Genomic DNA, 26,071 nt, shown 5'->3' on the forward strand with positions numbered 1-26,071 from the left:
GCACGTAGCGGGCGCCGTCTTTCAGACGTGACGAACTTCAACAATCTCGTACTCGATCACGCCGCCTGGCGTTTTCACAGCAACCACATCACCCTCTTCCTTGGCAATCAAGGCACGGGCCAGCGGAGAACCGACGGAGATCTTGCCGAGCTTGAAGTCAGCTTCGTCTTCACCCACGATGTGGTAGACCACGCTTTCGTCAGTCTCGACGTTAGCAATTTCCACCGTCGTGCCGAAAATCACCTTACCGGTATGCGGGATGGTCGTGACATCAATAATCACCGCATTCTGCATGCGGCCTTCGATGTCACGGATCCGCGCCTCGACCATACCTTGCTGCTCGCGGGCAGCGTGGTATTCGGCGTTTTCCTTCAAGTCACCCAGCTCGCGGGCCGTACCGATGTCCTGGCTCAGCTTTGGACGTACGACCTTGGTCAGATGGGCGTGTTCCTCTTCCAGGGCCTTCGCGCCCTGAACGGTCATTGGGTATTTGATCATGCCTTCAATCCTGCGTGTAGATCCTGCAAGCGACGCACGGTCTTTTCCGGACCGAACTTGAGCGCTTCGCAGATGGCTTCGCCAGCAGCAATGGTCGTGGTGCAGTAGATCTTGTGCTGCAAGGCGTTACGACGAATGGAGTAGGAGTCCGCGATCGACTGGCGACCTTCGGTGGTGTTAATGATCAGGGTGACTTCGTCATTCTTGATCATGTCGACCACGTGCGGACGGCCTTCCGTCACCTTGTTCACGCGACGCACTTTCAGGCCGGCAGCTTCGATCAGCTTGGCGGTCCCGGCGGTGGCCACGACTTCGAAGCCCAAGTTGATCAGATCACGGGCCACGCCTGCAACCAGTGGCTTATCATCATCACGCACACTGATGAACGCAGTACCACCAGTCGGCAGCACTTCGCTGGCACCCATCTGTGCTTTGGCAAACGCTTCACCGAAGGTGTCGCCCACGCCCATCACTTCACCGGTGGACTTCATCTCTGGGCCCAGGATCGGGTCCACGCCAGGGAACTTGGCGAACGGGAACACCGCCTCTTTCACGCTGTAGAAGTTCGGAATGATTTCCTTGGTAAAGCCGATTTCTTTCAGGGTCTTACCTGCCATCACGCGAGCCGCGATCATGGCCAGGGACACACCGATGCACTTGGAAACAAATGGCACGGTACGCGAAGCGCGCGGGTTGACTTCGATGACGTAGATGTCTTCGCCTTGCAGCGCCAACTGTACGTTCATCAGGCCGACCACACCCAGCTCCAGGGCCATTTTCTTGACCTGTTCGCGCATCTCGTCCTGGATGTGCGTCGGCAGCGAGTACGGCGGCAGCGAGCATGCAGAGTCACCGGAGTGAACACCTGCCTGTTCAATGTGCTGCATGATCGCGCCGATCACCACGTCGGTGCCGTCGCAAACGGCGTCCACATCCATCTCGATGGCGCAGTTGAGGAAGTGGTCCAGCAGCACAGGGCTGTCGTTGGACACTTTCACCGCATCACGCAGGTAGCGCTTCAGCTCTTCTTCTTCGTAGACGATTTCCATCGCACGACCGCCCAATACGTAGGACGGACGCACCACCAGCGGGTAGCCAATCTTGCTGGCTGCACGGATAGCTTCGTCTTCGCTGCGCACGGTGGCGTTTGGCGGCTGGCGCAGGTTCAGGCGCTCAACCATTTGCTGGAAGCGCTCACGGTCTTCTGCACGGTCGATAGCGTCTGGGCTGGTGCCGATAATCGGCACGCCTGCTTCTTCCAGGGCACGCGCCAGCTTCAGTGGAGTCTGGCCGCCGTACTGGACGATCACGCCCTTTGGCTTCTCGACCCGGCAGATTTCCAGCACGTCTTCCAGGGTCACTGGCTCGAAGTACAGGCGATCCGAGGTGTCATAGTCAGTGGAAACGGTTTCCGGGTTGCAGTTGACCATGATGGTCTCGTAACCGTCTTCGCGCAGGGCCAATGCAGCGTGTACGCAGCAGTAGTCGAACTCGATACCCTGGCCGATACGGTTTGGACCACCGCCGAGGATCATGATCTTGTCGCGGCCCGACGGCGCGGCTTCGCACTCTTCCTCGTAAGTTGAGTACATGTAGGCGGTGTCGGTAGCGAACTCGGCCGCGCAGGTGTCAACGCGCTTATAGACCGGGAAGATTTCCAGCTTGTGGCGGTGGCGACGCAATGCTTTTTCGGTCACACCCAGCAACTTGGCCAGACGCATATCGGAGAAACCTTTGCGCTTGAGCTTGAACATCAAGTCGCGGTCGATACTGGCCAGACCCAGGGTCTTGACCTTCTCTTCTTCCTTGATCAGGTCTTCGATCTGCACCAGGAACCACGGGTCGATCATGTTCATGCCGAAGATGTCTTCGACCGACAGGCCGGCGCGGAAAGCATCAGCCACGTACCAGATGCGCTCGGCGCCTGGCACGGTCAGTTCGCGCTTGAGGATGCTCATGCTTTCCGGGTTGCTCAGGTCGAGCTTCTCGTCCAGGCCACAAACGCCCACTTCCAGACCGCGCAGGGCTTTCTGCAGGGATTCCTGGAAGGTCCGGCCGATGGCCATGACTTCACCGACCGACTTCATTTGAGTGGTCAGGCGTGCGTCGGCTTTCGGGAATTTCTCGAACGCGAAACGTGGCAGCTTGGTGACGACGTAGTCGATCGATGGCTCAAAGGACGCCGGAGTAGCGCCGCCGGTGATTTCGTTCTGCAGTTCGTCCAGGGTATAGCCGATCGCCAACTTGGCAGCGATACGCGCAATCGGGAAACCGGTAGCTTTAGAGGCCAGGGCCGAGGAACGGGATACCCGCGGGTTCATCTCGATGACTACCATGCGCCCCGTGTTCGGGCATATGCCGAACTGGACGTTGGAGCCGCCGGTTTCCACGCCGATTTCACGCAGTACCGCCAGCGAGGCGTTACGCATGATCTGGTATTCCTTGTCCGTCAGGGTCTGCGCCGGCGCAACCGTGATCGAGTCACCGGTGTGCACGCCCATCGGATCGAAGTTTTCGATGGAACAGACGATGATGCAGTTGTCCTTCTTATCGCGGACAACCTCCATCTCATACTCTTTCCAGCCGATCAGGGACTCGTCAATCAGCAGCTCTTTGGTCGGCGACAGGTCCAGGCCACGAGAACAGATTTCTTCGAACTCTTCACGGTTGTAAGCGATACCGCCACCGGTGCCGCCCATGGTGAAGGACGGACGGATAATGCACGGGAAGCCCAGCTTCTCGAGCACTGTGTTGGCCTCTTCCATGCTGTGGGCGATGCCCGAGCGCGGGCAGTCCAGGCCGATGGACTTCATCGCCTTGTCAAAGCGCGAACGGTCTTCGGCCTTGTCGATGGTGTCGGCATTGGCGCCGATCATTTCTACGCCGAATTTCTCCAGGACGCCTTCGCGCTCCAGATCCAGGGCGCAGTTCAGAGCGGTTTGACCACCCATGGTTGGCAGCAGCGCGTCCGGACGCTCTTTCTCGATGATCTTGGCAACAGTCTGCCACTTGATCGGCTCGATGTAAGTGGCGTCAGCCATGTCCGGGTCGGTCATGATGGTGGCCGGGTTGGAGTTCACCAGGATGACGCGGTAACCCTCTTCGCGCAGGGCTTTACAGGCCTGCGCGCCGGAGTAGTCGAATTCGCAGGCCTGGCCGATCACGATCGGGCCAGCGCCGAGAATCAGGATGCTTTTTATGTCTGTACGTTTTGGCATGGGTTTGTCACTCAAATCCGCAGGTCAGTCGGCAAGCCGTCTTGAACAATCTTTGAAGAGCCTGCGGGGGCCGCCGACGTTCGGGGCCGCCCGCAGGCCGCTCAGTCAGCGTCGCTTGGCCATCTCATTGATGAAACGGTCGAACAGCGGCGCTACGTCGTTCGGGCCCGGGCTCGCTTCAGGGTGGCCCTGGAAGCTGAACGCGCTCTTGTCGGTGCGCTCGATGCCCTGCAGGGAACCGTCGAACAGCGACTTGTGAATGGCGCGCACGTTGCTCGGCAGGGATGCTTCATCTACCGCAAAACCGTGGTTCTGGCTGGTGATCATCACAACACCGGTGTCCAGGTCTTGAACCGGGTGGTTGGCACCATGGTGGCCGTGGCCCATTTTCAGGGTCTTGGCACCGGAGGCCAGCGCCAGCAGTTGGTGGCCAAGGCAGATACCGAACACCGGAATCTCGGTTTCCAGTACTTCCTTGATCGCCTGGATGGCATAGTCGCATGGCTCAGGGTCACCTGGGCCGTTGGACAGGAACACGCCGTCCGGCTGCAAGGCGAGCACTTCGCTGGCAGGCGTTTGCGCCGGTACCACGGTCACGCGGCAGCCGCGCTCGACCAGCATGCGCAGGATGTTGTATTTGACGCCGTAGTCGTAGGCCACTACGTGGTAAGGCAGGTCCGCAGCTTCGATAGTTGCATGGCTGTCGGTCTTCAGGTCCCAGACAGTGGAGCGCCACTCGTACTTCTCTTTGGCACTGACGACTTTGGCCAGGTCCATGCCTTTCAGGCCTGGGAAACCTTGCGCTGCGGCAATCGCCGCCTCTTCGGAGATATTGTCACCGACCATGATGCAGCCGTTCTGCGAGCCTTTTTCACGCAGGATGCGCGTGAGGCGGCGGGTATCGATACCGGCGATCGCCACAACGTTGTTGGCTTTCAGGTAATCGGACAGCGACATCGTGTTACGCCAGTTGCTCGCAACCAGTGGCAGGTCACGAATAACCAGACCGGCCGACCAGACGCAATCAGACTCGACGTCTTCCGGTGTAGTACCGGTGTTGCCGATGTGCGGATAAGTCAGGGTAACGATCTGTTGGGCGTAGGAAGGATCGGTAAGGATTTCCTGATAGCCGGTCATGGCAGTGTTAAACACTACCTCTCCAACGGTCTGACCGTCGGCTCCAATGGCTTCGCCGCGAAAAATGCTGCCATCAGCAAGGGCGAGTATGGCTGGCTTAGTCAAGAAGACCTCCCGTAAATAAAGCCTGAAAGGGCGATCGCAGGTGTAAAAAAGCGGAGTGACGTATGGACACGTCACTCCGCTTATTCACTGAATTATTCTGCGCGCTTTTAGTGAACACACTAAAGCTGTAGCTTACAGAAAAAGGCTTTTTTGGTCCACCGCTAATGAGCCTAAAAGGCAGGGGAATGCGACAGGACGTCGCTTAGCGGGTAAAAACGGGGCCTCAGCATAAGCTTGAGGCCCTGCTTTAGCTACTGATCAGTGCAGATCCAGCACATCGCGCATGTCATACAGACCAGGCGTACGACCTTCCAACCAGAGCGCCGCACGTACCGCGCCCTTGGCAAAAGTCATGCGACTGGAGGCTTTGTGCGTGATTTCCAGGCGCTCACCTTCAGTGGCGAACAACACAGTGTGATCACCCACAACATCACCACCACGCACGGTTGCGAAACCAATGGTGTCCCGCGCCCGCGCACCGGTATGACCTTCACGGCCGTACACCGCGACTTTCGACAGGTCACGACCCAACGCATCGGCAATCGCCTCACCCATGCGCAGCGCAGTGCCCGACGGCGCGTCGATCTTGTGACGGTGATGGGTTTCGATGATCTCGATATCCGCCTCATCACCCAGCACGCGCGCCGCCAGATCCAGCAGCTTGAGCGACAGATTCACACCGACACTGAAATTGGCGGCGAACACGACAGGGATATCCTTGCCCGCCTCCACCAGCAACTGCTTCTGCTCAGCCGTCAAACCGGTGGTGCCGATCACCATGGCCTTGCCCGCCTTGCGGCAGAACGCCAGGTTTTTCAGCATCACGTCCGGCAGGGTGAAATCGATCAGCACATCGAATTCGTCCGCCACCTGCTCCAGATTGCCGGACAACGACACACCAATGCGCCCCAACGATGCTAGCTCACCAGCATCCGCACCAATCAATGTGCTGCCAGGACGAACAATCGCTGCAGTCAGCCCAGAGGCCGGCGAGCGCTGCTGCACCGCCTCGACCAGTGTCTTGCCCATGCGCCCGGCAGCGCCCATTACGGCTATACGTCGCATACTCAATTCCTTACAGGTCGCCGAAGAAGCGCTTCACGCCATCGAAAAAGCCCGCAGTCTTCGGCGAGTGGGAGTCATCACCCTCCATCGAGCTACGGAACTCTTCAAGCAATTCACGCTGACGACGGTTCAGGTTGACCGGTGTTTCTACCGCCACACGGCACATCAGGTCGCCAGCACCGCCGCCGCGCACCGGCGCAACGCCTTTGCCACGGATACGGAACTGCTTGCCGGTCTGGGTACCCTCAGGGATCTTGAGCTTGACTCGACCATCCAGAGTCGGAATTTCCAGCTCGCCGCCCAAGGCAGCATCGACAAAACTGATAGGCACTTCACAGAACAGGTGCTTGCCGTCACGCTGGAAGATCGAGTGCTCGCGCACATTGATCACCACGTACAGGTCACCCGTCGGACCGCCCTGAGTACCGGCTTCGCCTTCACCCGACAGACGAATGCGATCACCCGTGTCCACGCCCGCTGGCACTTTCACCGAAAGGGTTTTGTACTCTTCGACGCGACCTTCGCCGTGACAGGAATCGCACGGATCGGAAATGATCTTGCCCTGGCCATGGCAGCGCGGGCAGGTCTGCTGCACCGAGAAGAAGCCCTGCTGCATGCGGACCTGACCAATACCACCACACGTCGGACACGTGATGGGCGAGGAGCCCTTCTTGGCACCCGAACCATCGCACGGTTTGCAGTTGACCAGCGTCGGCACACGGATATTGACGCTGGTGCCACGCACGGCTTCTTCCAGGTTCAATTCCAGGGTGTAGCGCAAGTCGCTGCCACGCTGGGCGCCGCCACGCTGACCACCGCGGCCACCGCCGAAGAAGTCGCTGAACACGTCACCGAAAATATCGGAGAAGTTCTGACCGCCAAACCCGGCGCCGCCGCCACCCATGCTCGGGTCGACGCCGGCATGGCCGTACTGGTCGTACGCCGCACGCTTGTTGGGATCAGACAGACATTCGTAGGCCTCATTGGCCTCTTTGAACATTTCTTCGGATTCTTTGCTATCCGGATTACGGTCCGGGTGGTGCTTCATCGCCAAGCGACGGTAGGCCTTCTTCAGGTCCGCCTCGCTGGAACCGCGCTCCACACCCAATACTTCGTAATAGTCACGCTTTGCCATAAGTCTTTGCACTCTTAAGGACGTTCAGCCAGACCCTCCTGAGCCTTGCCAAACTCGTTGAGCCCCAATACAGGCCCGGACCCAACTCACGTCAATTCAACGATCCTGGTCGTTACTACTTTTTAGCCAGGGACCCGGCCAAAAGTGCGGTATTTACTGCTCGGAAAGCAGGAGCATTCCCGATCACACCGCCAGCATCCGAACACTGTCGCATGCTGTAAAAATTCGCATACCCCAGACACGCCAACGCGGGAGCAAGCTCCCGCGCGGCGACATCCTACCAGTCACCGCTTGATAGCGGTCAACCGGGTGACCAACTTACTTCTGGTCTTTGACTTCTTCGAACTCGGCATCGACAACATCGTCGTGCTTGGCTTCAGGCTCTGCCTGTTGCGCAGCACCGTCAGCTGGCTGACCTTGTTCGGCGTACATTTTCTGAGCAACCGGTGCAGAGACTTTCGACAACTCTTCGATCTTGGCTTCGATAGCGGCCTTGTCGTCGCCTTTAACAGCAGCTTCCAGGGCAACTACAGCAGCTTCGATGGCGGTCTTCTCTTCAGCCGTTACTTTATCGCCAGCGTCAGCGACCATTTTGCGAGTCGAGTGAACCAGTGCATCACCCTGGTTACGGGCGCCAGCCAGCTCGGCAAACTTGGCATCCGCATCAGCGTTGGCTTCAGCATCACGGATCATCTGTTGAATTTCTTCATCAGACAGACCGGAGTTGGCCTTGATGGTGATCTTCTGCTCTTTGCCAGTCGCCTTGTCTTTCGCGCCGACGTGCAGGATGCCGTTGGCGTCGATGTCAAAGGTTACTTCGATTTGCGGCACGCCACGTGGTGCTGGTGGAATCTCGGCCAGGTCGAACTTGCCCAGGGACTTGTTCTGAGCAGCCTGCTTACGCTCACCTTGCAGCACGTGGATGGTCACGGCGCCCTGGTTGTCATCGGCAGTCGAGAACACCTGGGATTTCTTGGTAGGAATCGTGGTGTTTTTCTCGATCAGCGCAGTCATTACGCCGCCCATGGTTTCGATACCCAGGGTCAGCGGGCTGACGTCCAGCAGCAGCACGTCTTTCACATCACCGGCCAATACCGCGCCCTGGATGGCAGCACCCATGGCAACCGCTTCGTCCGGGTTCACGTCTTTACGTGCTTCTTTACCGAAGAACTCGGTCACTTTCTGCTGAACCAGTGGCATACGGGTCTGACCGCCGACCAGGATCACGTCGTTGATAGAACCAACGTCGATACCAGCGTCTTTCAGCGCAATGCGGCAAGGTTCGATGGTGCGCTGAACCAGGTCTTCAACCAGAGCTTCCAACTTGGCGCGAGAGATCTTCACGTTCAAGTGCTTAGGCCCGGTGGCATCTGCAGTGATGTACGGCAGGTTCACGTCGGTCGACATGCTCGAGGACAGCTCGATCTTGGCTTTCTCAGCAGCTTCTTTCAGGCGCTGCATCGCCAGCGGGTCACCCTTGAGGTTCATGCCGCTTTCTTTCTTGAATTCGTCAACGAGGTAGTCGATCAGACGAATGTCAAAGTCTTCACCGCCCAGGAAGGTGTCACCATTGGTGGCCAACACTTCGAACTGGTGCTCGCCATCAACTTCAGCGATCTCGATCACCGAGACGTCGAACGTACCGCCACCCAGGTCATAAACGATCACGGTGTGGTCGCCTTTGGCCTTGTCCATACCGTAAGCCAGAGCAGCTGCGGTTGGTTCGTTGATGATACGTTTTACGTCCAGGCCCGCGATGCGGCCGGCGTCTTTGGTCGCTTGGCGCTGGCTGTCGTTGAAGTAAGCCGGAACGGTGATCACCGCTTCGGTCACAGCTTCACCCAGGTAGTCTTCGGCAGTCTTCTTCATCTTTTTCAAGACTTCAGCCGAGATCTGCGGTGCCGACATCTTGTTGCCATTTACTTCTACCCAGGCGTCACCGTTGTCAGCCTTGGCGATTTTGTAAGGCACCATCTTGATGTCTTTCTGCACGACTTCTTCATCGAACTTACGGCCGATCAGACGTTTTACCGCGTACAGGGTGTTGTGCGGGTTAGTGACAGCCTGGCGCTTGGCCGACTGACCAACCAGGATCTCGCCATCATTTGCGTAAGCAATGATCGACGGCGTAGTACGCGCGCCTTCGGCGTTTTCGATAACTTTGGCTTTGCCGTTTTCCATGACGGAGACACAGGAGTTGGTGGTCCCCAGGTCGATACCGATAATTTTGCCCATGATTTACTCTCCCGAAACTTGAATTTGGATGCCGCAGCAGTGGTGGCTAACTGCGGTAGCACTTAAACGCTTGACTTATAGATGGGGGCCTTGCGGCGTATTTCAAGCCTGCTCATCAATAGAAGGCGAAACCGGTGCAGGCGCCTTGCTCACTACGACCATCGCCGGGCGCAGCAAGCGACCATTGAGCAGATAACCCTTCTGGAACGTTTTGAGCACGCTGTTCGGCTCCAGGTCATGGCTTTCCTGCATGGCCATGGCCTGATGATGCTCAGCGTTGAACGGTTCGCCGCCTTGTGGATCGATCGCTTCCAGCTGATAACGCTTCAGGGTGTCCTGGAACATTTTCAGGGTCAGCTCGATCCCTTCGCGCATCGGGCGGATGTTTTCGTCGTCCGGGTTGGACAATTCAAGGCCACGTTCCAGGCTGTCGATGATCGGCAGCAAGTCATTGGCGAATTTTTCCAGCGCGAACTTGTGAGCCTTTTCTACATCCTGCTCGGCACGGCGGCGGACGTTCTGCAGATCAGCGGCAACACGCAAAGACTGGTCCTGCGCAGCGGCCAATTGCTCTTCGAGCACTTGCACACGAGTCGCCAGCTCATCGCCGACAGCCGAATTGGCGTCTGGAGTTTGCGTATCCTGCGTCTGTTCGTCAGCCATAGTTTTCTCCTTTCAAAATCATGCGCGAACTCAACTCGCGCTTCTGTTCGGGTATATGGGGCCACAATTTCCAGGTTCAAGGGCGCAAGCGTTACCAAAAGTCTTTCGACTGACCTTCATCAATTCCTGCTTGATCATTCCTGGTTGCGCTAAAAAAAATCCAGGTTCAAGCAAATCGAGCTAAGCACCAGGATTGTCAGCCTCAGACAAAACACTGTATAAATAACCAGACCTAAAGCCTGGGAGCGGCCGTCATGCTCGTGCACCTGTCCGTACATAACTACGCCATTGTTGAACACCTGGATCTCGAGCTGGATCGTGGGATGAGCGTAATCACAGGCGAAACCGGCGCCGGCAAGTCGATCATGCTCGACGCCTTGGGCTTAACCCTGGGTGATCGCGCCGACAGCGGCGTGGTGCGCCCCGGTGCGGACAAGGCCGACATCCTGGCCACCTTCGACCTGGCGGATATTCCCGAGGCAGAGGCCTGGCTGGCCGAGCGCGACCTTAATAATGAAGGCCCGTGCATCCTTCGGCGGGTCATCACAGCGGAAGGTCGGTCCCGCGGCTACATCAATGGCACCCCCTGCCCGCTTGGCGACCTAAAAGCCCTGGGCGAACTGCTGATCGATATCCACAGCCAGCATGAACACCAGTCCCTGCTGAAAACCGATACCCATCGCCGCCTGCTTGATGAGTACGCTGGCGCCACAGACCTTGCCCGCCAGGTGCAACTCGCCGCCCAGCGCTGGCGCCAGACTCGCCAGGAGCTGGAGCGACTCTCCAACTCCGGCGATGAACAACGAGCTCGCCATCAATTGCTCAGCTATCAACTCGAAGAGCTGGAAAGTCTGGGCTTGGGCGAAACCGAACTGGAGCAGCTTGAGCAGGAACACAAGAACCTCACCAACGCGGAAACCTTGCTGGGCATTTGCCGCCAAGTGGTAGAGCAATGCAGTGAGAGTGACTCCGGCAATGTACTTAACGCACTGACCGCCAGCCTCAATCGCCTCTCTAGCGTGAACAGCGCCTCCGGCTCACTCAGCGAGGCCACGACCCTGCTCACCAGCGCACAGATTCAAGTAGAGGAAGCCGTCGGTGAGCTGAATCGCTTCCTGGACCACTTCGATGCCGACCCCGCACGCCTTCAGGACATAGAAGAACGCCTCGACACTATCTATACCCTGGCGCGCAAACATCGCATCCAGCCCACCGAAGTGGCGACGATGCAGCAAAAGCTGCTGGATGAAATCGAGACCCTGAACGCCAACGATGAATCCATCGAGCGCCTGGGCGACGAGCTCGCCTCTTTCGCTCGCCATTACCAAGAGAAGGCGCGCGAACTCAGCGACTTGCGCCAGCAAGCAGCGACGAGCCTGGCCAGCGCGGTGGAGCTGGAGATCCAACGCCTGGGCATGCCCGGCGGTCGCTTCACCATTGAATTGCGCACCAACGCCAGTAACGAACTGCAGCCCCACGGGCTGGAGCAGGTCGAGCTACTGGTCAGCGCCAACCCCGGGCAACCGCTCAAGGCACTGGCAAAAGTGGCCTCCGGCGGTGAACTGTCGCGAATCAGCCTGGCTATCCAGGTGATTACTGCGCAAACCTCTCGGGTGCCGACACTGGTGTTCGACGAAGTCGATGTGGGGATCGGTGGGCCGACAGCAGAAATTGTTGGCCAGTTGTTGCGACGCCTGGGGGATCGTGGCCAGGTACTGACGGTCACCCACTTGCCACAGGTTGCAGCCCAGGGGCATCAGCACCTGTTTGTGCACAAGGTGCGCGGCAGCGATGCAACACACACAGCCGTGTCCAAGTTGAATAAGTCGGAACGCGTTGAAGAAGTGGCACGCATGCTAGGCGGGATCGACTTGACCAAGGAGTCCTTGGCGCACGCGAAAAAAATGGTCGTGGCGGCGAAGGCCTGACCGGATAATTTTCGCTTCTATAGAAAGCACGAAGGCGACCCTGAGGTCGCCTTCGATCATTTTGCAGCGCGAATCTGCAGCGCTTGTTACTTTTTCTTACGGATGTACAAGACCAGATTATGGTCAACCAGATCGAAGCCATGCTCCTCAGCAATCTTGTGCTGCAGCGCTTCGATTTCCGGACTGGTGAACTCGATAACCTCATTGGTATCCAGGTCAACCATGTGGTCGTGATGACCACCGTCAGCCAGTTCAAATACTGCATGACCGCCGTCGAAATTATGACGAACCACCAGCCCTGCGGCTTCAAACTGGGTCAGTACACGGTAAACCGTGGCCAGGCCGACGTCCTCGTTAGACTCCATCAGCGCCTTATAGACATCCTCGGCACTCATGTGACGCTGCTCAGCAGAATCGAGCATTTGTAGAATCTTGACTCGTGGCAGAGTCACTTTGAGACCGGCTTTGCGTAGTTCGCTATTTTCAACCATGGTTAGCTTTCTCGCGGATGCTGCTTCGCAGCTTCTCTTAATACGGGTATGATCGGCGTTTACGTTGTCCCAGCCAAGATAGTGGAAGTCGCCCACCGATGCAAAACACCAAGCTCTTGCTAACCAGTTTCACCTTTGTGGGACTGCTCGCACTCGCCGGTTGTTCATTCCCCGGGGTTTACAAAATCGACATCCAGCAGGGCAATGTCGTCACGCAGGACATGATAGACCAGTTACGCCCCGGAATGACCCGACGGCAAGTACGGTTTATCATGGGTAACCCCCTGCTGACCGACACATTCCATGCCGATCGCTGGGATTATCTCTACAGCCTGCAGCCTGGTGGCGGTGAACGCCAACAGGAGCGCGTCAGCGTCATTTTCAATGGCAATGACCAGCTTGTCAGCCTGTCAGGCGACTTCATGCCCGGCGTAAGCCGTGATGAAGCCTTGCTTGGCAAAGACAATGGCACCAACGTCACTGCGCCGGCGCAGGAAGGCGAGAAGCCGAAGTCCGAAGTGCCGGCCAAGCCAGGCTCTCTGCTCGACAAGATCCAGAAAGACGTCGACGGCGTGGAAACGGTTCCCGTCCCGACGCCACAGCCTCTGGATACCAGCCCGCAGTAATCCAGCCCGCAGTAATTTTGCGGCGCTCAACAAAAAGCCCGGCATGCCGGGCTTTTTGTTGCCTGCCATTTGGCCGACCTATGAATTCTGTTGCTTGGCCAGCGCCGCCTTGGCTGCGCGCAACCTGCGTATTTCTTTTGGGTCTGCCAGCAAGGGGCGGTAAATCTCAATGCGCTCACCCGCCTGCACACAACGCACTTCAGCGTCCGCGACCACTTTGCCGAATATACCCAAAACGCAGTCAGCCAGATCCAACTCAGGGAATTGCGCCGCAATACCTGACGCCTGCACCGCCGAACGCAGGCTAGTGCCGGCTGGCACCGTCACCGCCAATAGAACCTGGCGATCCACGCCGGCGTACACCACCTCAATCTCAACCATGCAGTTGCTTGGCTCGCTGACAGAATGCATCCACCAGGGTATTGGCCGCCTGATTGAACAAAGGCCCCAACGTCGCGCGCACGATAGGCCCCGCATAATCAAAGGAAAGGTCCAGGCTGATCTTGCAGGCCTTGTCCGTTAAGGCCTTGAATACCCATACCCCGTGGAGCTGGGTAAACGGCCCCTCCTGTAAATTCATTTCAATGGATTTCCCAGGCACCAGCACATTGCGCGTAACAAAATGCTGGCTCAGGCCGCCCTTCGCGACCCCCACACTGGCGACCATGTGCTCATCACTGCTTTCCAGCACCTCGGCCGTTGAGCACCACGGCAGGAATTCCGGGTAACGCGCCACGTCGTTGACCAGGTCATAGAGCGCCTGTGCCGGATAGGGCAGCAGCGCTGAACGTTGAATATGCGTCGTCATGTGTGCGTCATTTCCACAGCTGAGCAGCAAACATCGCGGAAGAACAGCCCGATCCGCGAAAGAAAAAAACCAGAGAACTGCCCGCATTGTCCGGGATTCGTCCAACACGCTCAAGCACGCAGGTTGACCGTAGCCGACAGGCTCGCAACTCCCTATAATGCCGCCCCTATGGCTAAACAAAAGAAACACCCCACAGGGACCATCGCGCAAAATAAAAAGGCGCGACACGATTACTTCATCGAACATCGGTTCGAGGCTGGTCTGGTCCTGGCCGGCTGGGAAGTAAAGAGTCTGCGTGCCAGCAAGCTGCAACTGGTCGACAGTTACGTGCTGCTCAAGGATGGCGAGGCATGGCTGCTTGGCAGTCATATCACCCCGCTGACCACTGCGAGCACTCACGTGATTGCCGATCCGGTGCGCACGCGCAAGCTGCTGCTCAATGCCCGCGAACTGGAAAAGCTCGCCGCCGCCGTACAGCAGAAGGGCTACGCCTGCGTCTGCCTGTCCTGGTACTGGAGCAAGCACCTGGTCAAGTGCGAGATTGCCCTGGGCAAGGGCAAGAAGGAATACGACAAGCGCGATACCGAGCGTGAGCGCGACTCCAATCGCGAATTGCATCGCGCCGTGCGCAACAAGGGCAAGGAAGACTGATCCTTGCCGTGATGTAGCCTTGGGAGGCCCCCTCGGCTACATCCCCTTGCGCCGCTCCGCACGCGCCACGCGCTGAACTTCCTGACGCACTTCTTCCAACACTTCCTGCACATACAGCAGGTGACGTGTTGAGACTTCCCGCGCCTGCTCGGCGCGCCCTTCGAGAATCGCCAGGTACAGATCCCGGTGCTGACTGATCAGCATGTCGCGGGTTTCCGTTCGCTGCTGATACATGCCGCCGATGTTGGTTACCACGTTACGTTTGAGCAGGTCGAACAGACCGCGAATGGTGTGCAGCAACACGGCGTTGTGGCTGGCCTCGGCGATAGCCAAGTGAAACCGCGCATCCGCTGCGCCCTCCTCGGCCCGACTCACCTCATCGGACCGGGTGTAGCAATCCTGTAGCGCTTCGAAGGCAGCCGTAAGGCGCTCGCGATCAACCTCCGTCGCGCGCAACGCGGCGTAGTAGGCGCAAGAGGCCTCAAGGGTCTGACGAAACTCCAGCAGATCACGCTGAGCCTCGGGGTTGTTCTCCAACAGGTGCAACAGCGGGTCACTGAACGTAGAGCCCAATGATTCAGCCACGTAGTTACCACCGCCCTGGCGGCTGACGAGCAAACCTTTGGCTGACAGTTTCTGGATCGCCTCCCGCAAAGAAGGGCGCGATACCCCGAATTGCTCAGCCAACGCACGCTCGGCCGGCAAGCGCTCACCCGACTTCAGCGTGCCCTCAAGGATCATGCCCTCAAGCTGCTCGACAATGTCATCGGACAAGCGGCGCTGACGCACCTGATCAAACCCCATCACTTACTCTCCACCATCCCGACCACTCGCCGGGGCCCTATTCTGGCGTATCGCAGCGCCTGCGGCACCTATCAGAACGTCTTCATTTCAACCGATCAGAACTCCTGCACACCGACCTACGACCAAAGTTTCGCAAGCGGCAAATTGACACGCCCCTGGCAAGGCTTTTACTCTAGCCAACAGCGATTGTAAATTGGTATTACCAATTATCCAAGCTGACCAAACAACAACAATCAGGGGCCACCCCATATGCAAACCTGGCAACAGCTCTACAGCCCGCTCGGCAGCCTCGGCCTGTCCGCACTGGCGGCCGTCATCCCGATCGTATTCTTCTTCCTGGCCCTGGCCGTGTTTCGCCTCAAAGGCCACGTGGCCGGCAGCATCACCCTGGCGCTGTCGATCCTGGTGGCGATCTTCGCCTTCCAGATGCCGGTGGACATGGCACTGGCCGCCGCCGGTTACGGCTTTGCCTACGGCCTGTGGCCCATCGCGTGGATCATCGTCGCGGCGGTGTTTCTCTACAAACTCACGGTCAAAAGCGGCCAGTTCGAGATCATCCGCAGTTCGGTCCTGTCGATTACCGATGACCAACGCCTGCAAGTGCTGCTGATCGGCTTCTGCTTCGGCGCCTTCCTGGAAGGTGCGGCCGGTTTTGGCGCCCCCGTGGCGATCACCGCAGCGTTGTTGGTCGGCCTGGGCTTCAACCCGCTGTACGCCGCCGGCCTGTGCCTGATCGCCAACACCGCGCCTGTCGCATTCGGCGCCTTGGGCATCCCGATCATCGTGGCCGGGCAAGTCACCGGCATCGACGCGTTCAAGATCGGCGCCATGACTGGCCGCCAATTGCCGCTGCTGTCGCTGTTCGTGCCGTTCTGGCTGGTGTTCATGATGGACGGCGTGCGCGGCGTGCGTGAAACCTGGCCGGCCGCTCTGGTTGCTGGTTTGAGCTTTGCCATCACCCAGTACTTCACCTCCAACTTCATCGGCCCGGAACTCCCGGACATCACCTCGGCCCTGGCCAGTCTGATTTCCCTGACGTTATTCCTGAAAGTCTGGCAGCCAAAACGCACCGCAGGCGCACAAATCGCCGGCGCCACCTCCAGCGCGGCGGTCACGGCCAGTGCTGGCGGTTTCGGCCTGCCACGCAACACCATCGTCTCGCCCTACAGCCTCGGGCAGATTTTCAAGGCCTGGTCGCCGTTCCTGATTCTCACCGTGCTGGTCACCATCTGGACCCTCAAGCCGTTCAAGGCGATGTTTGCTGCCGGGGGCTCGATGTACAGCTGGGTATTCAACTTCGCGATCCCACACCTGGACCAACTGGTGATCAAGGTCGCGCCGATCGTGACCAACCCCACCGCGATTCCGGCCGTGTTCAAACTGGACCCGATTTCGGCGACCGGCACTGCGATTTTCTTCTCCGCGCTGATCTCGATGCTGGTACTGAAAATCGACATCAAGACTGGTCTTACCACTTTAAAAGAGACCTTCTACGAACTGCGCTGGCCGATCCTGTCGATTGGGATGGTGTTGGCCTTCGCCTTCGTCACCAACTACTCCGGCATGTCTTCGACCATGGCACTGGTATTGGCCGGCACGGGCGCAGCCTTTCCGTTCTTCTCGCCGTTCCTCGGCTGGCTGGGGGTTTTCCTGACAGGCTCTGATACCTCATCCAACGCCCTGTTCAGCTCCTTGCAGGCCACCACCGCGCACCAGATCGGCGTCAATGACACGCTGCTGGTCGCAGCCAACACTAGCGGCGGCGTCACCGGCAAGATGATCTCGCCTCAATCCATCGCCGTGGCCTGCGCCGCTACCGGCCTGGTGGGCAAGGAGTCCGACCTGTTCCGCTTTACTCTCAAGCACAGCCTGTTCTTCGCCACCATCGTCGGGCTGATCACCCTGGCCCAGGCCTACTGGTTCACCGGTATGCTGGTGCACTAAGACCTGCACGTAATGCCGCCGGATACGATTCCGGCGTCAGCTATTTCTGGAGGACCGATGAGCCTGCCTGCTGCTTTCCTGAGCGACGTCGCACAACTGATCCCGAAAGATCGACGCTTCGACGACCCCCTTTCCACCCTCGCTTTCGGCACTGACGCCAGCTTTTACCGACTGATCCCACAACTGGTGATCCGCGTGGAGTCAGAAGACGAAGTCGTTGCCTTGCTGCAACTGGCTCAGCGCGACCACGTACCGGTGACCTTCCGCGCCGCCGGCACCAGCCTGTCCGGGCAAGCCATCAGCGATTCGGTACTGATCGTGCTGGGCGACAACTGGAATGGCCGCGAGATTCGCGGGCAAGGCACGCAAATCCGCCTGCAACCCGGTGTGATCGGCGCCCAGGCCAATGCGTGGCTGGCGCCGTTCGGGCGCAAGATCGGGCCGGACCCAGCGTCGATCAATGCCTGCAAGATCGGCGGTATCGTCGCCAACAATGCCAGCGGCATGTGCTGCGGCACCGCACAGAATACCTACCACACCCTGGCCGGCATACGCCTGGTACTGGCTGACGGCAGCCGACTGGATACTGAAGACGCCACCAGCGTTAAGGCGTTTCGTGAACACCACGGCGCGCTGCTTGAGCGGCTGGCGACATTGGGTCGCGAGACGCGGGCCAATGCCGAATTAGCGGCCAAGATTCGCCACAAATACCGTCTGAAAAACACCACCGGGCTGTCACTCAATGCCCTGGTGGATTTCGATGAACCGCTGGATATCCTCAGCCATCTGCTGGTGGGTTCCGAGGGCACCCTTGGTTTTATCAGCGCGGTCACCTATGACACCGTGATCGACCACCCGAACAAAGCCTCGGCGTTGATCGTATTTCCAGATGTCGAGACCTGCTGCAATGCAGTCACCGTCCTCAAAACCCAACCGGTCTCGGCCGTCGAGTTATTGGACCGACGCAGCATGCGCTCGGTACAGAACAAGCCGGGCATGCCCGATTTCGTACAGCAACTCTCGGAAAATGCCTGCGCCCTGTTGATCGAATCCCGCGCAGCATCGTCGTCTCTGTTGCATGAGCAACTGGCGCTGATCATGGCCTCCCTGGCCCCATTCCCGGTAGAAAAACAGGTCGACTTCACCGAAGACCCCACCGAGAACGCCCGACTGTGGGCAATCCGCAAAGACACCTTCCCTGCCGTCGGCGCCGTGCGCAAAACCGGCACCACCGTGATCATCGAGGACGTGACTTTCCCGGTTGAGCAACTGGCAATCGGCGTCAATCGCCTGATCGAACTGTTCGACAAACATCACTACGACGAAGCGATCCTTTTCGGACATGCGCTGGAAGGTAATCTGCACTTCGTATTCACCCAAGGCTTCAACAGCGCGGAAGAAGTCACACGCTACCAAGCGTTCATGGACGACGTGGCGCAATTGGTGGCGGTGGAGTTTGGAGGTTCGCTTAAAGCCGAACACGGCACCGGGCGCAATATGGCGCCGTTCGTGGAACTGGAATGGGGCAGCGACGCCTATCAATTGATGTGGCAACTCAAGCGCCTGCTCGACCCTAACGGCATTCTCAACCCGGACGTGGTGCTCAGCGAAGACCCGCAAATCCACCTCAAGCACCTCAAACCACTGCCCGCTGCCGACGAGCTTGTGGATAAGTGCATCGAATGCGGCTTCTGCGAACCGGTGTGCCCGTCGAAAGGCCTGACCTTGAGCCCGCGCCAGCGCATCGTGATCTGGCGCGACATCCAGGCGAAGAAACGTGCCGGTGTCGACACCACTGAGTTGGAAGCTGCGTATCACTACCAAGGCATCGACACCTGCGCGGCGACCGGCCTTTGCGCCCAGCGCTGCCCTGTAGGAATCAATACCGGCGACCTGGTGAAAAAACTCCGCAGCCGTGACGCCGACCGTACGAAAACCGCCGAGTGGCTCGCCACCCACTTCTCCACCGCCCTGCAAGGCGCGCGCTTTACCCTGCATGTGGCCAACGGCGCCCGCATGCTGCTGGGCGCACCGCGCCTGGCGAAGCTATCAGCCAGCCTGACCAAGCTGTCCAAGGGACAAATTCCGCAGTGGACCAATGCCATACCGCAGCCGGAAAAAGCCATCCGTTTCAGCCCGGCGGTGACGGACGAACGACCACGGGTGGTCTACCTGGCCGCCTGCGTTTCACGTGCCATGGGCCCCGCAGCGGGGGATAAGGAACAGATGTCGCTGTACGACAAAACCCGCAGCCTGCTGGAAAAAGCCGGTTACCAAGTCGTGTTCCCCGACAATCAGGACAGCCTGTGCTGCGGCCAGCCTTTCGCTTCCAAGGGCTACGCCGAACAGGCCGAACACAAGCGCCAGGAACTGATCGGCGCCCTGTTGCACGCCAGCCGTGGCGGGCTTGACCCGATCTACTGCGACACCAGCCCCTGCACCCTGCGCCTCGTGCAGGACCTGGGCGAAACGCGGCTGGACCTCTACGATCCCGTGCGCTTTATCCGCACCCACTTGATGGACCGTCTCGACTTCACACCCCAGGAAGCCCCCATCGCCGTGCACGTCACCTGCAGCACCCAACACCTGGGCGAGAGCCAGGCCCTGATCGATCTGGCTCGACGCTGTTCCAACAGCGTGGTCATCCCTGAAGGCATCCATTGCTGCGGATTTGCCGGTGACAAGGGCTTCACCACACCGGAACTCAACGCCCACTCACTGCGCATCCTCAAGGACGCGGTGCAATATTGCAGCGAAGGCATCTCCACCAGCCGCACCTGCGAGATCGGTCTGAGCCAGCATGGCGGTATTGATTATCACGGGTTGGTCTACCTGGTTGACCGCGTCACTCAAGCCCGCGCCCACTGATCCTGCAAAAATGAACCTGCATAAAAACAGAACCCTCGCGCGCCGGCGTAGTCATCTGCATAGGCCTCGACAAACGAGGCTCATCAGTGATGTCGCTGGCAGCCGTTGAACGCCAGCAGCGTCGAGCCCTTTTGTGCAAGGAGATACCCTATGAAGCGTTCCGCTCTTGCTGGCTTGTTCATTACCGCTGCGATGCTGGCTTCCCCTGTGTTCGCTGCGGGCGAGCCAGATTTGTGCAAAATCAATCTGGACAAAATCAACAACGGCAAAGCGCTGCTCGCCACTGACACCAGTGGCAAAAGCGGCGAGATAGACACTGCCGTCTCCCAAGCCAAAGCGGCCCACGCCGCGGGCGATGACAAAAAGTGCATCGAGATCACCTCGAAGGCGCTGCAAGACCTGCAGAACAGCGAAAAAGGCGGCCAATAGGCTGCTCAGTCACGGAAGACCAACCTTCGGGTTGGCCTTCCGTGACGGTTTGGCGTACACTGCAAAGGCTTGTCACTCACTATGAAACAACGAGTTACAAGCACGGGGCCGTTTAGGATTCGACGCCGGTTGCGAAACTTTAGGTGCATGCCGAGTTGGTAACAGAACTCGTAAATCCACTGTTGCAACTTCTTATAGTTGCCAATGACGAAAACTACGGCCAGGAATTCGCTCTCGCTGCGTAAGCAGCCTTAGCCCTGAGCTTCTGGTACCTTCGGGTCCAGCAATCACCAGGGGATGTCTGTAAACCCAAAGTGATTGTCATATAGAACAGAATCGCCGTGCAGTACGTTGTGGACGAAGCGGCTAAAACTTACACAACTCGCCCAAAGCACCCTGCCCTTCGGGTCGCTGAGGGTTAACTTAATAGAAACGGCTACGCATGTAGTACCGACAGCGGAGTACTGGCGGACGGGGGTTCAAATCCCCCCGGCTCCACCAATTCGAAGCATCGACAGAACCCGCCTAGTGCGGGTTTTGTTGTTTCTGGGGTTTGGAAAGCTCGACAGAATGAACCCTCGGAATTTTCCTTCAAGATATCGCGCCATTGATGAACTGGTGCAACGCCCCCCACGCAGATAGCCTCCTCCAGTCGCTGCAAAATCAGCGACCGGGTTTAGCAGCTCGTTTACTATCAAGGCTTGCAAAGCCACCATTCGGTTCTAGCTATGCTTTCAGCATCCGCTGGTTCGTATTATGGCGGCTGTGCGTGGGGCACTTTCGGGTGCGCCGGGTTCCTTGATTCCTGGTCTGCTAACCCGCGTACAGTCGCCACCCTTTTCGTTTAGCAGCGATGTCTGGCGACTCCATCAATCAAGGAGTTTCAGCCATGAAAAAGATCACCCCCAATCCACCCTCGACAACCCTCTTCACCCTCGCCCCAGACATCTCCCCCGAAACCCTGCTGATCCAAGCCAGCGAAACCCTCGCGTCACTCAACGCCATGACCACCGACCTCGCCTTCGAACTCGAAGGTGCCAGCCGTCATAAGCTACTGGCCAGCCAACAGTTGATCGTGCTGGGCGAACTGTTGGTGGAACGGGTGCTGGTCCTCACACAAGCCCCCCAAACAATCCAGTAACAAAAAAGGCCGAGGAAACTCGGCCTTTTGCTGTCATCTGCCTCAGAAATCCCAACGCGTCGTGACCATCACATTGCGTGGGTCACCGTAATACGCCGAGTCATAGAAGCCGATATTGGTGAAGTACTTCTTGTCGAACACGTTGTTGACGTTAAGCGTGGCCGACAGGTTCTGGGTCAGTTGATAACGCGCCATCACGTCCACCAGCCAGTACGGGTCCTGGGTGAATTTTTCCGAACGGCCGCCACCGGGATAGCCCCAGTTGCGCACGGTTTGCCAGCCCGCGCTCTGCCAGCGTGTGCCACCACCGAGGGTGAGTTTGTCCAGGCTGCCTTGGAGTTTGTAGCTGGTGTATAGGGTGACCTGATCCTCGGGCTCCCAGGTCGCCACTTTCTTGCCATCCGCATCGCGAGCGATCTTGTGGGTGTAGCCGGCCTGCAACTGCCAGCCTGGCGCGAGTTCGCCGGAGATTTCGGCTTCGTAGCCTTTGGTTTTGCTCTCGGTGCCGATGTACGCGTAATCAACGGCCGGCTGCGAGTTCCAAACGGTATCGGCGATTGGGCGATTGGTCTCGTGCACCTCGAAGTAGGCGAGGCTGGCATTCAGGCGGCCATCGAAGAATTCGCCCTTGAGGCCTATCTCGTAGTTTTTGCCCTCGTCGGGTTGAAGCATGGTGTTGGTTCGATCGCGATACTGGGTCTGCGGCTTGAAGATTTCGGTGTAGCTGGCGTAGGCGGTGAAGTTTTCGTTGAGGTCGTACGTCAGGCCGGCGTACGGCACTACTTTGCCGCTTTCTTCGGTGTCGCTGGTGCCGGTGACTTGATAGTTGGCAACCCGCGTGCCCAGCAACAGGTGCAGCGCATCGGTCAGGCTGAAGCGCCCGGTGACATAGGTGCCGGTCTGGCGGGTGATTTCATCACTGAAGCGGGAAGCCTTACCCCACGCAGGCTCAATGGCCTCGCCGTGCCAGTTGTAGAAATCATAGGAATTGTCGAAGTAGACGGGATTACGGTAGTCCTTGCCCTTCCACCTTGAGCTGGAAACGGACTGCCCGATCACCAGTTCATGCTCGCGTCCGAACAGCTCAAACGGCCCCGACGCGTAAACATCCAGGCTGTCGCTGGTGGTGTCGCCGGTGTATTTGGCCGCATAGATCGAACTGGCTGTCGCGGAATCCTGGGAGATGTAGCCCAGTGGCGCGTCATAGCCGTTGACCTGATGGTTGTACTGGCCTTTGGTGACCCAGCCGTTGTCGAAGCTGTGTTCCAGGGTGGCGAAGACAGTGTGGCTGTATTGTTGCCATGAGCCCCATTTTGGCCCGTTGTTGAACGAGCGCGGCAAGTCGAGTTTGTTGCCGGTGGCGTCGAAGATGGTACGGGTGCCAGTCCAGCTGGAACCTTTGGGGTCGCTGTCCTGGTAGTCGGCGCCCAGGGTCAGCAGGGTGTCCGGGGTCAGGTCGACTTCGAGAATGCCGTAGAGCACGCTGGTCTTGCGCGAGTAATGATCAAGGAACGACTTTTTGTCCTGATACGCCGCCACGGCGCGACCACGCACGTTTCCGGTGTCGGTCAGGGGGCCGCTGACGTCGACCTGGGAACGGTAGTTATCCCAGGAGCCCGCACCCAGTTCGATGCTGCTTTTGAACTCGGAGGTCGGCTTCTTGCGGATCAAGTTAATGGTGCCGCCAGGGCCGCCGGCACCGGTGAGTAAACCGGTGGCACCTTTCAGCACTTCAACGCGGTCGTAGATCGCCATGTCTGTCATGGTCTGGCCTGCCGAGTATTGGGCATCACGCAGGGTCGGTATACCGTCGTACTGGAAGTTCTCGATGGAGAAACCGCGCGAGTAATAGTTGGTGCGCTCGGTGTCATAGGTCGACACGGTGATGCCCGGCGTGTGGCGCATCACGTCGTCAATCGACTTGAGGCCGAAGTCATCCATGACCTGGCGGGTCACCACCGAGATTGATTGCGGGGTTTCTCGTGGCGTCAGCACCAGGCGCGTGGCCGTGGCAATGGTGCCAGGGGTGTACGAGCCCGTGCCCTCGGTGACAGTGCCCAGTTGGTTGGCGCTGACTTGGGTGGTTTGCAATTCCACCTTGCCATCCTGGGAGACCGGTTTGGCCACCACGCGATAGCCGCCCGGCTCACGCTCTGCCTGTAAATTCGCCGGACCCAGCAGGCGCTCAAGGCCTTCATCCACAGAGAAACTGCCCTTCAAACCCTTGCTCTGAATGCCGGCAGCCAGCGCGGAATCGATACCGATCATCACACCCGCTTGCTGCCCAAACGCACCCAACACACGGTCAAGACTGCCGGGCGAAATATCATACGCCTGAGGCTGGGATTGTTCCTGGGCGGGCGCCGCCGTGGTGGCCATGACACTGTGACTGGCGGTTGCCACCGATAAACCGAGGATAACGGTGCGCAAAGCGCTGACGCGGCTGAGCATAAAGACTGTCCTGTCGTGAAAGGGTTGGGTGGACGCTTTTTTCTGCGTCTTACCTGTCTTGATGCTCGAGACGGAAAAACCTGCCACGCGATGCAAAAATAATTTCAGGTCAGGCCGGCACGACAGTGGCCAGGTAGCCAAACACCCGTTGCACACGCACGGGCAACACCTTGGCCAGCAGGTCCAGGCTGGCCTCGGGCTGATCCTGCGAGAACGAACCGGATACCTGCAAGCCCGCCACTGCGGGATCGCAGCGCAGCACGCCGCGACGGTAGCGATCAAGCTGCTCAAGCACCTCGACCAGCGGCGTGCGTTCGGCGATCAACAGACCTTTAGTCCAGGCATCGGCAGTAGATGACAGGGCTGTCGACGGCCCACTCTGAAGACGGTTGAAGCTCATTTGCTCGCCCGCGCCGAGCCGGGTGCTGACGCCGTGCACGGGTTCGACAGAGGCGCTGCCTGAAAGCATCTGCACGAGCGTGCCCGGTTGACGTGGCAGATCGTGGCTGAGGACCAATCGCGACGATGCCGACGGCCGTACCCAGCCATTGGCCGTCTGGATCGCGGTGTCGGCGCGGGTGCCGGTGGTCAACAACAACCGACCGAGGTTCAGGGTCAACCGGGCGCCCCGAACATCCATAGCGGTGCGGGCATCCAACTGCAATTCGCCAGCATGGGCCAGGCTCAGGCGCTGTCGTTCGCCGGTGGCGGTGTGGTAATCGCTGAACAGCTCCGGCAGCAAAACGCGCTCACGCACACTCAGGCCAAGGGCAGTCGCCACGCCAAGACCGGCGAAACCCTTGAGCAGGGTGCGCCGCGATGGAACACCCCGTGCGTGCAGCAACTGCCGGGCCGTTGGCGCCGGCAGCGCGTGGGTATTGAGGCGCATGTCGCGGCTCAGCCCGGCCAAGCGCTGCCAGGCCAATTCATGCTGCGGATGCTCGTTGCGCCATTGTTGACAGGCGTGCTGCTCGGCGGCGCCGCTGGTACCGGATTGCAGGGCGACCATCCAGTTCAGGGCCTGGTCCAGCACCTGCTCGTCCAAGGGTTGATCGTTGGCGGACTTGAAGCGATTCATGCCGCGTACACCGCCAGGTAGCAGTGGCGATAGGCTTTGAGCATGGCCTTTTGCACCACATTCACGCTGAGGTCCATCCGCTCGGCGATCTGTGGATAAGTCAGGCCATCGAGCTGCGAGAGCAGGAAAATCTCGCGCACCTTGCTGCCCAGCCCGTCCAGCACCTGGCCTACGGCATCCAGCGCTTCGAGTACCAGCAATCGGGTTTCCGGCGAAGGCATGTGTTCGGGTTCGAGGATTGTCAGCGACTGCTCATAGGCACGTTCCAGCGCCTGGCGACGGAAATACTGCCCGCATAAACGGCTGGCGACGGTCGTGAGGTAGGCACGCGGCTCGCGGAAAACCGGCGCAGTGCCACTGCTCAAGATACGTACGAAGGTATCCTGCGCCAGATCCAGGGCCTGTTCCTGCCCGCCCAACTTGCGCCGCAGCAACTGCACCACCCAGCTGTGATGTTGGGCGTAGAGTTCGCCCACGACCTGATGGGCAGAAGAAGATGAGGCCATCGGTGCGATATCCAGGGGACGGCTAAGGAAAGTCACACATGATAATACTTCTCATTAGAGACGGGTTAGGAGTTTCTTCCCTGCTTTAAGAAGGTGTTTAGCTGTCACGGATTATCGACACAGACTACTTGCGCCGACGTAAGCCGCCGGAAAAGTCCTGCACGTTGGCGCGACTGGGATGAACTGGCGCGGATTGAATTGCTCGAATACGCTTCAAACGACTGCTCGTCTGCCGATGATTGAACGCGATCACTTGAGCACGCACACTCCAGCACGCCAACCCACGACAA

At 58.7% G+C, this 26,071-nt stretch carries 21 protein-coding genes and 1 other RNA gene; 8 read left to right on the plus strand and 14 right to left on the minus strand.

What is annotated here, in order from left to right; genetic code table 11:
- Positions 1–21: 21 nt before the first annotated feature.
- The 7 genes from greA to grpE all read right to left on the minus strand — a co-directional run bounded on the left by greA (position 22) and on the right by grpE (position 10,056).
- Positions 22–498 (minus strand): transcription elongation factor GreA, encoded by a 477-nt coding sequence (greA, locus tag EJ576_RS16985; protein WP_015885926.1) that lies wholly within the window; start codon positions 496–498, stop codon positions 22–24.
- On the minus strand, positions 495–3,716 hold the full coding sequence (gene carB / locus EJ576_RS16990) for a carbamoyl-phosphate synthase large subunit (protein WP_126570738.1): 3,222 nt from the start codon (positions 3,714–3,716) through the stop codon (positions 495–497). Before carB ends, greA begins: the two co-directional genes overlap by 4 nt.
- A gap of 105 nt (positions 3,717–3,821) precedes the next feature.
- Positions 3,822–4,958 carry a glutamine-hydrolyzing carbamoyl-phosphate synthase small subunit gene (carA, locus tag EJ576_RS16995; protein ID WP_068935247.1) on the minus strand — a complete coding sequence of 379 codons (1,137 nt, stop codon included), beginning with the start codon at positions 4,956–4,958 and terminating at the stop codon, positions 3,822–3,824.
- A 258-nt stretch (positions 4,959–5,216) separates the two neighbouring features.
- Positions 5,217–6,023 (minus strand): 4-hydroxy-tetrahydrodipicolinate reductase, encoded by an 807-nt coding sequence (dapB, locus tag EJ576_RS17000; RefSeq protein ID WP_033898256.1) that lies wholly within the window; start codon positions 6,021–6,023, stop codon positions 5,217–5,219.
- A 10-nt stretch (positions 6,024–6,033) separates the two neighbouring features.
- A complete protein-coding gene (gene dnaJ, locus EJ576_RS17005; protein WP_016976814.1) occupies positions 6,034–7,158 on the minus strand; it encodes a molecular chaperone DnaJ in 1,125 nt (374 codons plus the stop codon).
- A gap of 318 nt (positions 7,159–7,476) precedes the next feature.
- Positions 7,477–9,393 carry a molecular chaperone DnaK gene (gene dnaK, locus EJ576_RS17010; protein WP_028617977.1) on the minus strand — a complete coding sequence of 639 codons (1,917 nt, stop codon included), beginning with the start codon at positions 9,391–9,393 and terminating at the stop codon, positions 7,477–7,479.
- 102 nt (positions 9,394–9,495) lie between these two features.
- Positions 9,496–10,056 carry a nucleotide exchange factor GrpE gene (gene grpE / locus EJ576_RS17015; protein WP_016976812.1) on the minus strand — a complete coding sequence of 187 codons (561 nt, stop codon included), beginning with the start codon at positions 10,054–10,056 and terminating at the stop codon, positions 9,496–9,498.
- A 254-nt stretch (positions 10,057–10,310) separates the two neighbouring features.
- Here grpE and recN point away from each other — a divergent pair, with 254 nt between their 5' ends.
- Positions 10,311–11,984 (plus strand): DNA repair protein RecN, encoded by a 1,674-nt coding sequence (gene recN / locus EJ576_RS17020; RefSeq protein ID WP_122728084.1) that lies wholly within the window; start codon positions 10,311–10,313, stop codon positions 11,982–11,984.
- An 86-nt stretch (positions 11,985–12,070) separates the two neighbouring features.
- On the opposite strand, the gene fur is transcribed toward recN, so the two are convergent.
- Positions 12,071–12,475, minus strand: coding sequence for a ferric iron uptake transcriptional regulator (fur, locus tag EJ576_RS17025; RefSeq protein ID WP_003194220.1), 405 nt, complete (start codon positions 12,473–12,475; stop codon positions 12,071–12,073).
- A 98-nt stretch (positions 12,476–12,573) separates the two neighbouring features.
- Between fur and EJ576_RS17030 the strand changes: the two genes are divergently transcribed.
- Positions 12,574–13,101: an outer membrane protein assembly factor BamE gene (locus tag EJ576_RS17030; RefSeq protein WP_016976810.1), complete on the plus strand. Its 528-nt coding sequence runs from the start codon at positions 12,574–12,576 to the stop codon at positions 13,099–13,101.
- A 78-nt stretch (positions 13,102–13,179) separates the two neighbouring features.
- Here EJ576_RS17030 and EJ576_RS17035 read toward each other — a convergent pair whose 3' ends face one another.
- Both EJ576_RS17035 and EJ576_RS17040 read right to left on the minus strand, forming a co-directional pair.
- Complete coding sequence (locus EJ576_RS17035; RefSeq protein WP_126570739.1) at positions 13,180–13,482, minus strand: RnfH family protein; 303 nt, start codon at positions 13,480–13,482, stop codon at positions 13,180–13,182.
- Entirely contained in the window at positions 13,475–13,909 is a 435-nt protein-coding gene (locus EJ576_RS17040) for a type II toxin-antitoxin system RatA family toxin (RefSeq protein WP_005791512.1), read from the minus strand. The genes EJ576_RS17035 and EJ576_RS17040 overlap by 8 nt, the downstream gene beginning before the upstream one ends.
- A gap of 168 nt (positions 13,910–14,077) precedes the next feature.
- Here EJ576_RS17040 and smpB point away from each other — a divergent pair, with 168 nt between their 5' ends.
- On the plus strand, positions 14,078–14,560 hold the full coding sequence (smpB, locus tag EJ576_RS17045) for an SsrA-binding protein SmpB (protein WP_005791513.1): 483 nt from the start codon (positions 14,078–14,080) through the stop codon (positions 14,558–14,560).
- A 36-nt stretch (positions 14,561–14,596) separates the two neighbouring features.
- On the opposite strand, the gene EJ576_RS17050 is transcribed toward smpB, so the two are convergent.
- Entirely contained in the window at positions 14,597–15,364 is a 768-nt protein-coding gene (locus EJ576_RS17050) for an FCD domain-containing protein (RefSeq protein ID WP_122728080.1), read from the minus strand.
- A 249-nt stretch (positions 15,365–15,613) separates the two neighbouring features.
- Here EJ576_RS17050 and EJ576_RS17055 point away from each other — a divergent pair, with 249 nt between their 5' ends.
- The 5 genes from EJ576_RS17055 (at position 15,614) to EJ576_RS17075 (ending at position 21,746) form a co-directional block, all read left to right on the plus strand.
- On the plus strand, positions 15,614–17,308 hold the full coding sequence (locus EJ576_RS17055; RefSeq protein WP_122728078.1) for a lactate permease LctP family transporter: 1,695 nt from the start codon (positions 15,614–15,616) through the stop codon (positions 17,306–17,308).
- A gap of 57 nt (positions 17,309–17,365) precedes the next feature.
- Positions 17,366–20,176, plus strand: a complete 2,811-nt coding sequence (locus EJ576_RS17060) for an FAD-binding and (Fe-S)-binding domain-containing protein (RefSeq protein WP_126570740.1) — start codon at positions 17,366–17,368, stop codon at positions 20,174–20,176.
- Between the two features lie 150 nt (positions 20,177–20,326).
- On the plus strand, positions 20,327–20,605 hold the full coding sequence (locus EJ576_RS17065) for a hypothetical protein (protein ID WP_010206635.1): 279 nt from the start codon (positions 20,327–20,329) through the stop codon (positions 20,603–20,605).
- A gap of 104 nt (positions 20,606–20,709) precedes the next feature.
- Positions 20,710–21,106: a transfer-messenger RNA gene (gene ssrA, locus EJ576_RS17070) on the plus strand.
- Positions 21,107–21,494: 388 nt separating this feature from the next.
- Positions 21,495–21,746: a DUF6124 family protein gene (locus EJ576_RS17075; protein WP_122728074.1), complete on the plus strand. Its 252-nt coding sequence runs from the start codon at positions 21,495–21,497 to the stop codon at positions 21,744–21,746.
- A 42-nt stretch (positions 21,747–21,788) separates the two neighbouring features.
- Here EJ576_RS17075 and EJ576_RS17080 read toward each other — a convergent pair whose 3' ends face one another.
- The 3 genes from EJ576_RS17080 to EJ576_RS17090 all read right to left on the minus strand — a co-directional run bounded on the left by EJ576_RS17080 (position 21,789) and on the right by EJ576_RS17090 (position 25,781).
- Entirely contained in the window at positions 21,789–24,197 is a 2,409-nt protein-coding gene (locus EJ576_RS17080; RefSeq protein ID WP_126570741.1) for a TonB-dependent siderophore receptor, read from the minus strand.
- Between the two features lie 109 nt (positions 24,198–24,306).
- Positions 24,307–25,275 carry a DUF4880 domain-containing protein gene (locus tag EJ576_RS17085; protein WP_126570742.1) on the minus strand — a complete coding sequence of 323 codons (969 nt, stop codon included), beginning with the start codon at positions 25,273–25,275 and terminating at the stop codon, positions 24,307–24,309.
- Complete coding sequence (locus tag EJ576_RS17090; RefSeq protein WP_122728068.1) at positions 25,272–25,781, minus strand: sigma-70 family RNA polymerase sigma factor; 510 nt, start codon at positions 25,779–25,781, stop codon at positions 25,272–25,274. Before EJ576_RS17090 ends, EJ576_RS17085 begins: the two co-directional genes overlap by 4 nt.
- Between the last annotated feature and the right edge of the window lie 290 nt (positions 25,782–26,071).

This window comes from Pseudomonas sp. C 49-2, from assembly GCF_003970195.1.
Taxonomy (GTDB): Bacteria; Pseudomonadota; Gammaproteobacteria; order Pseudomonadales; family Pseudomonadaceae; genus Aquipseudomonas; species Aquipseudomonas canadensis.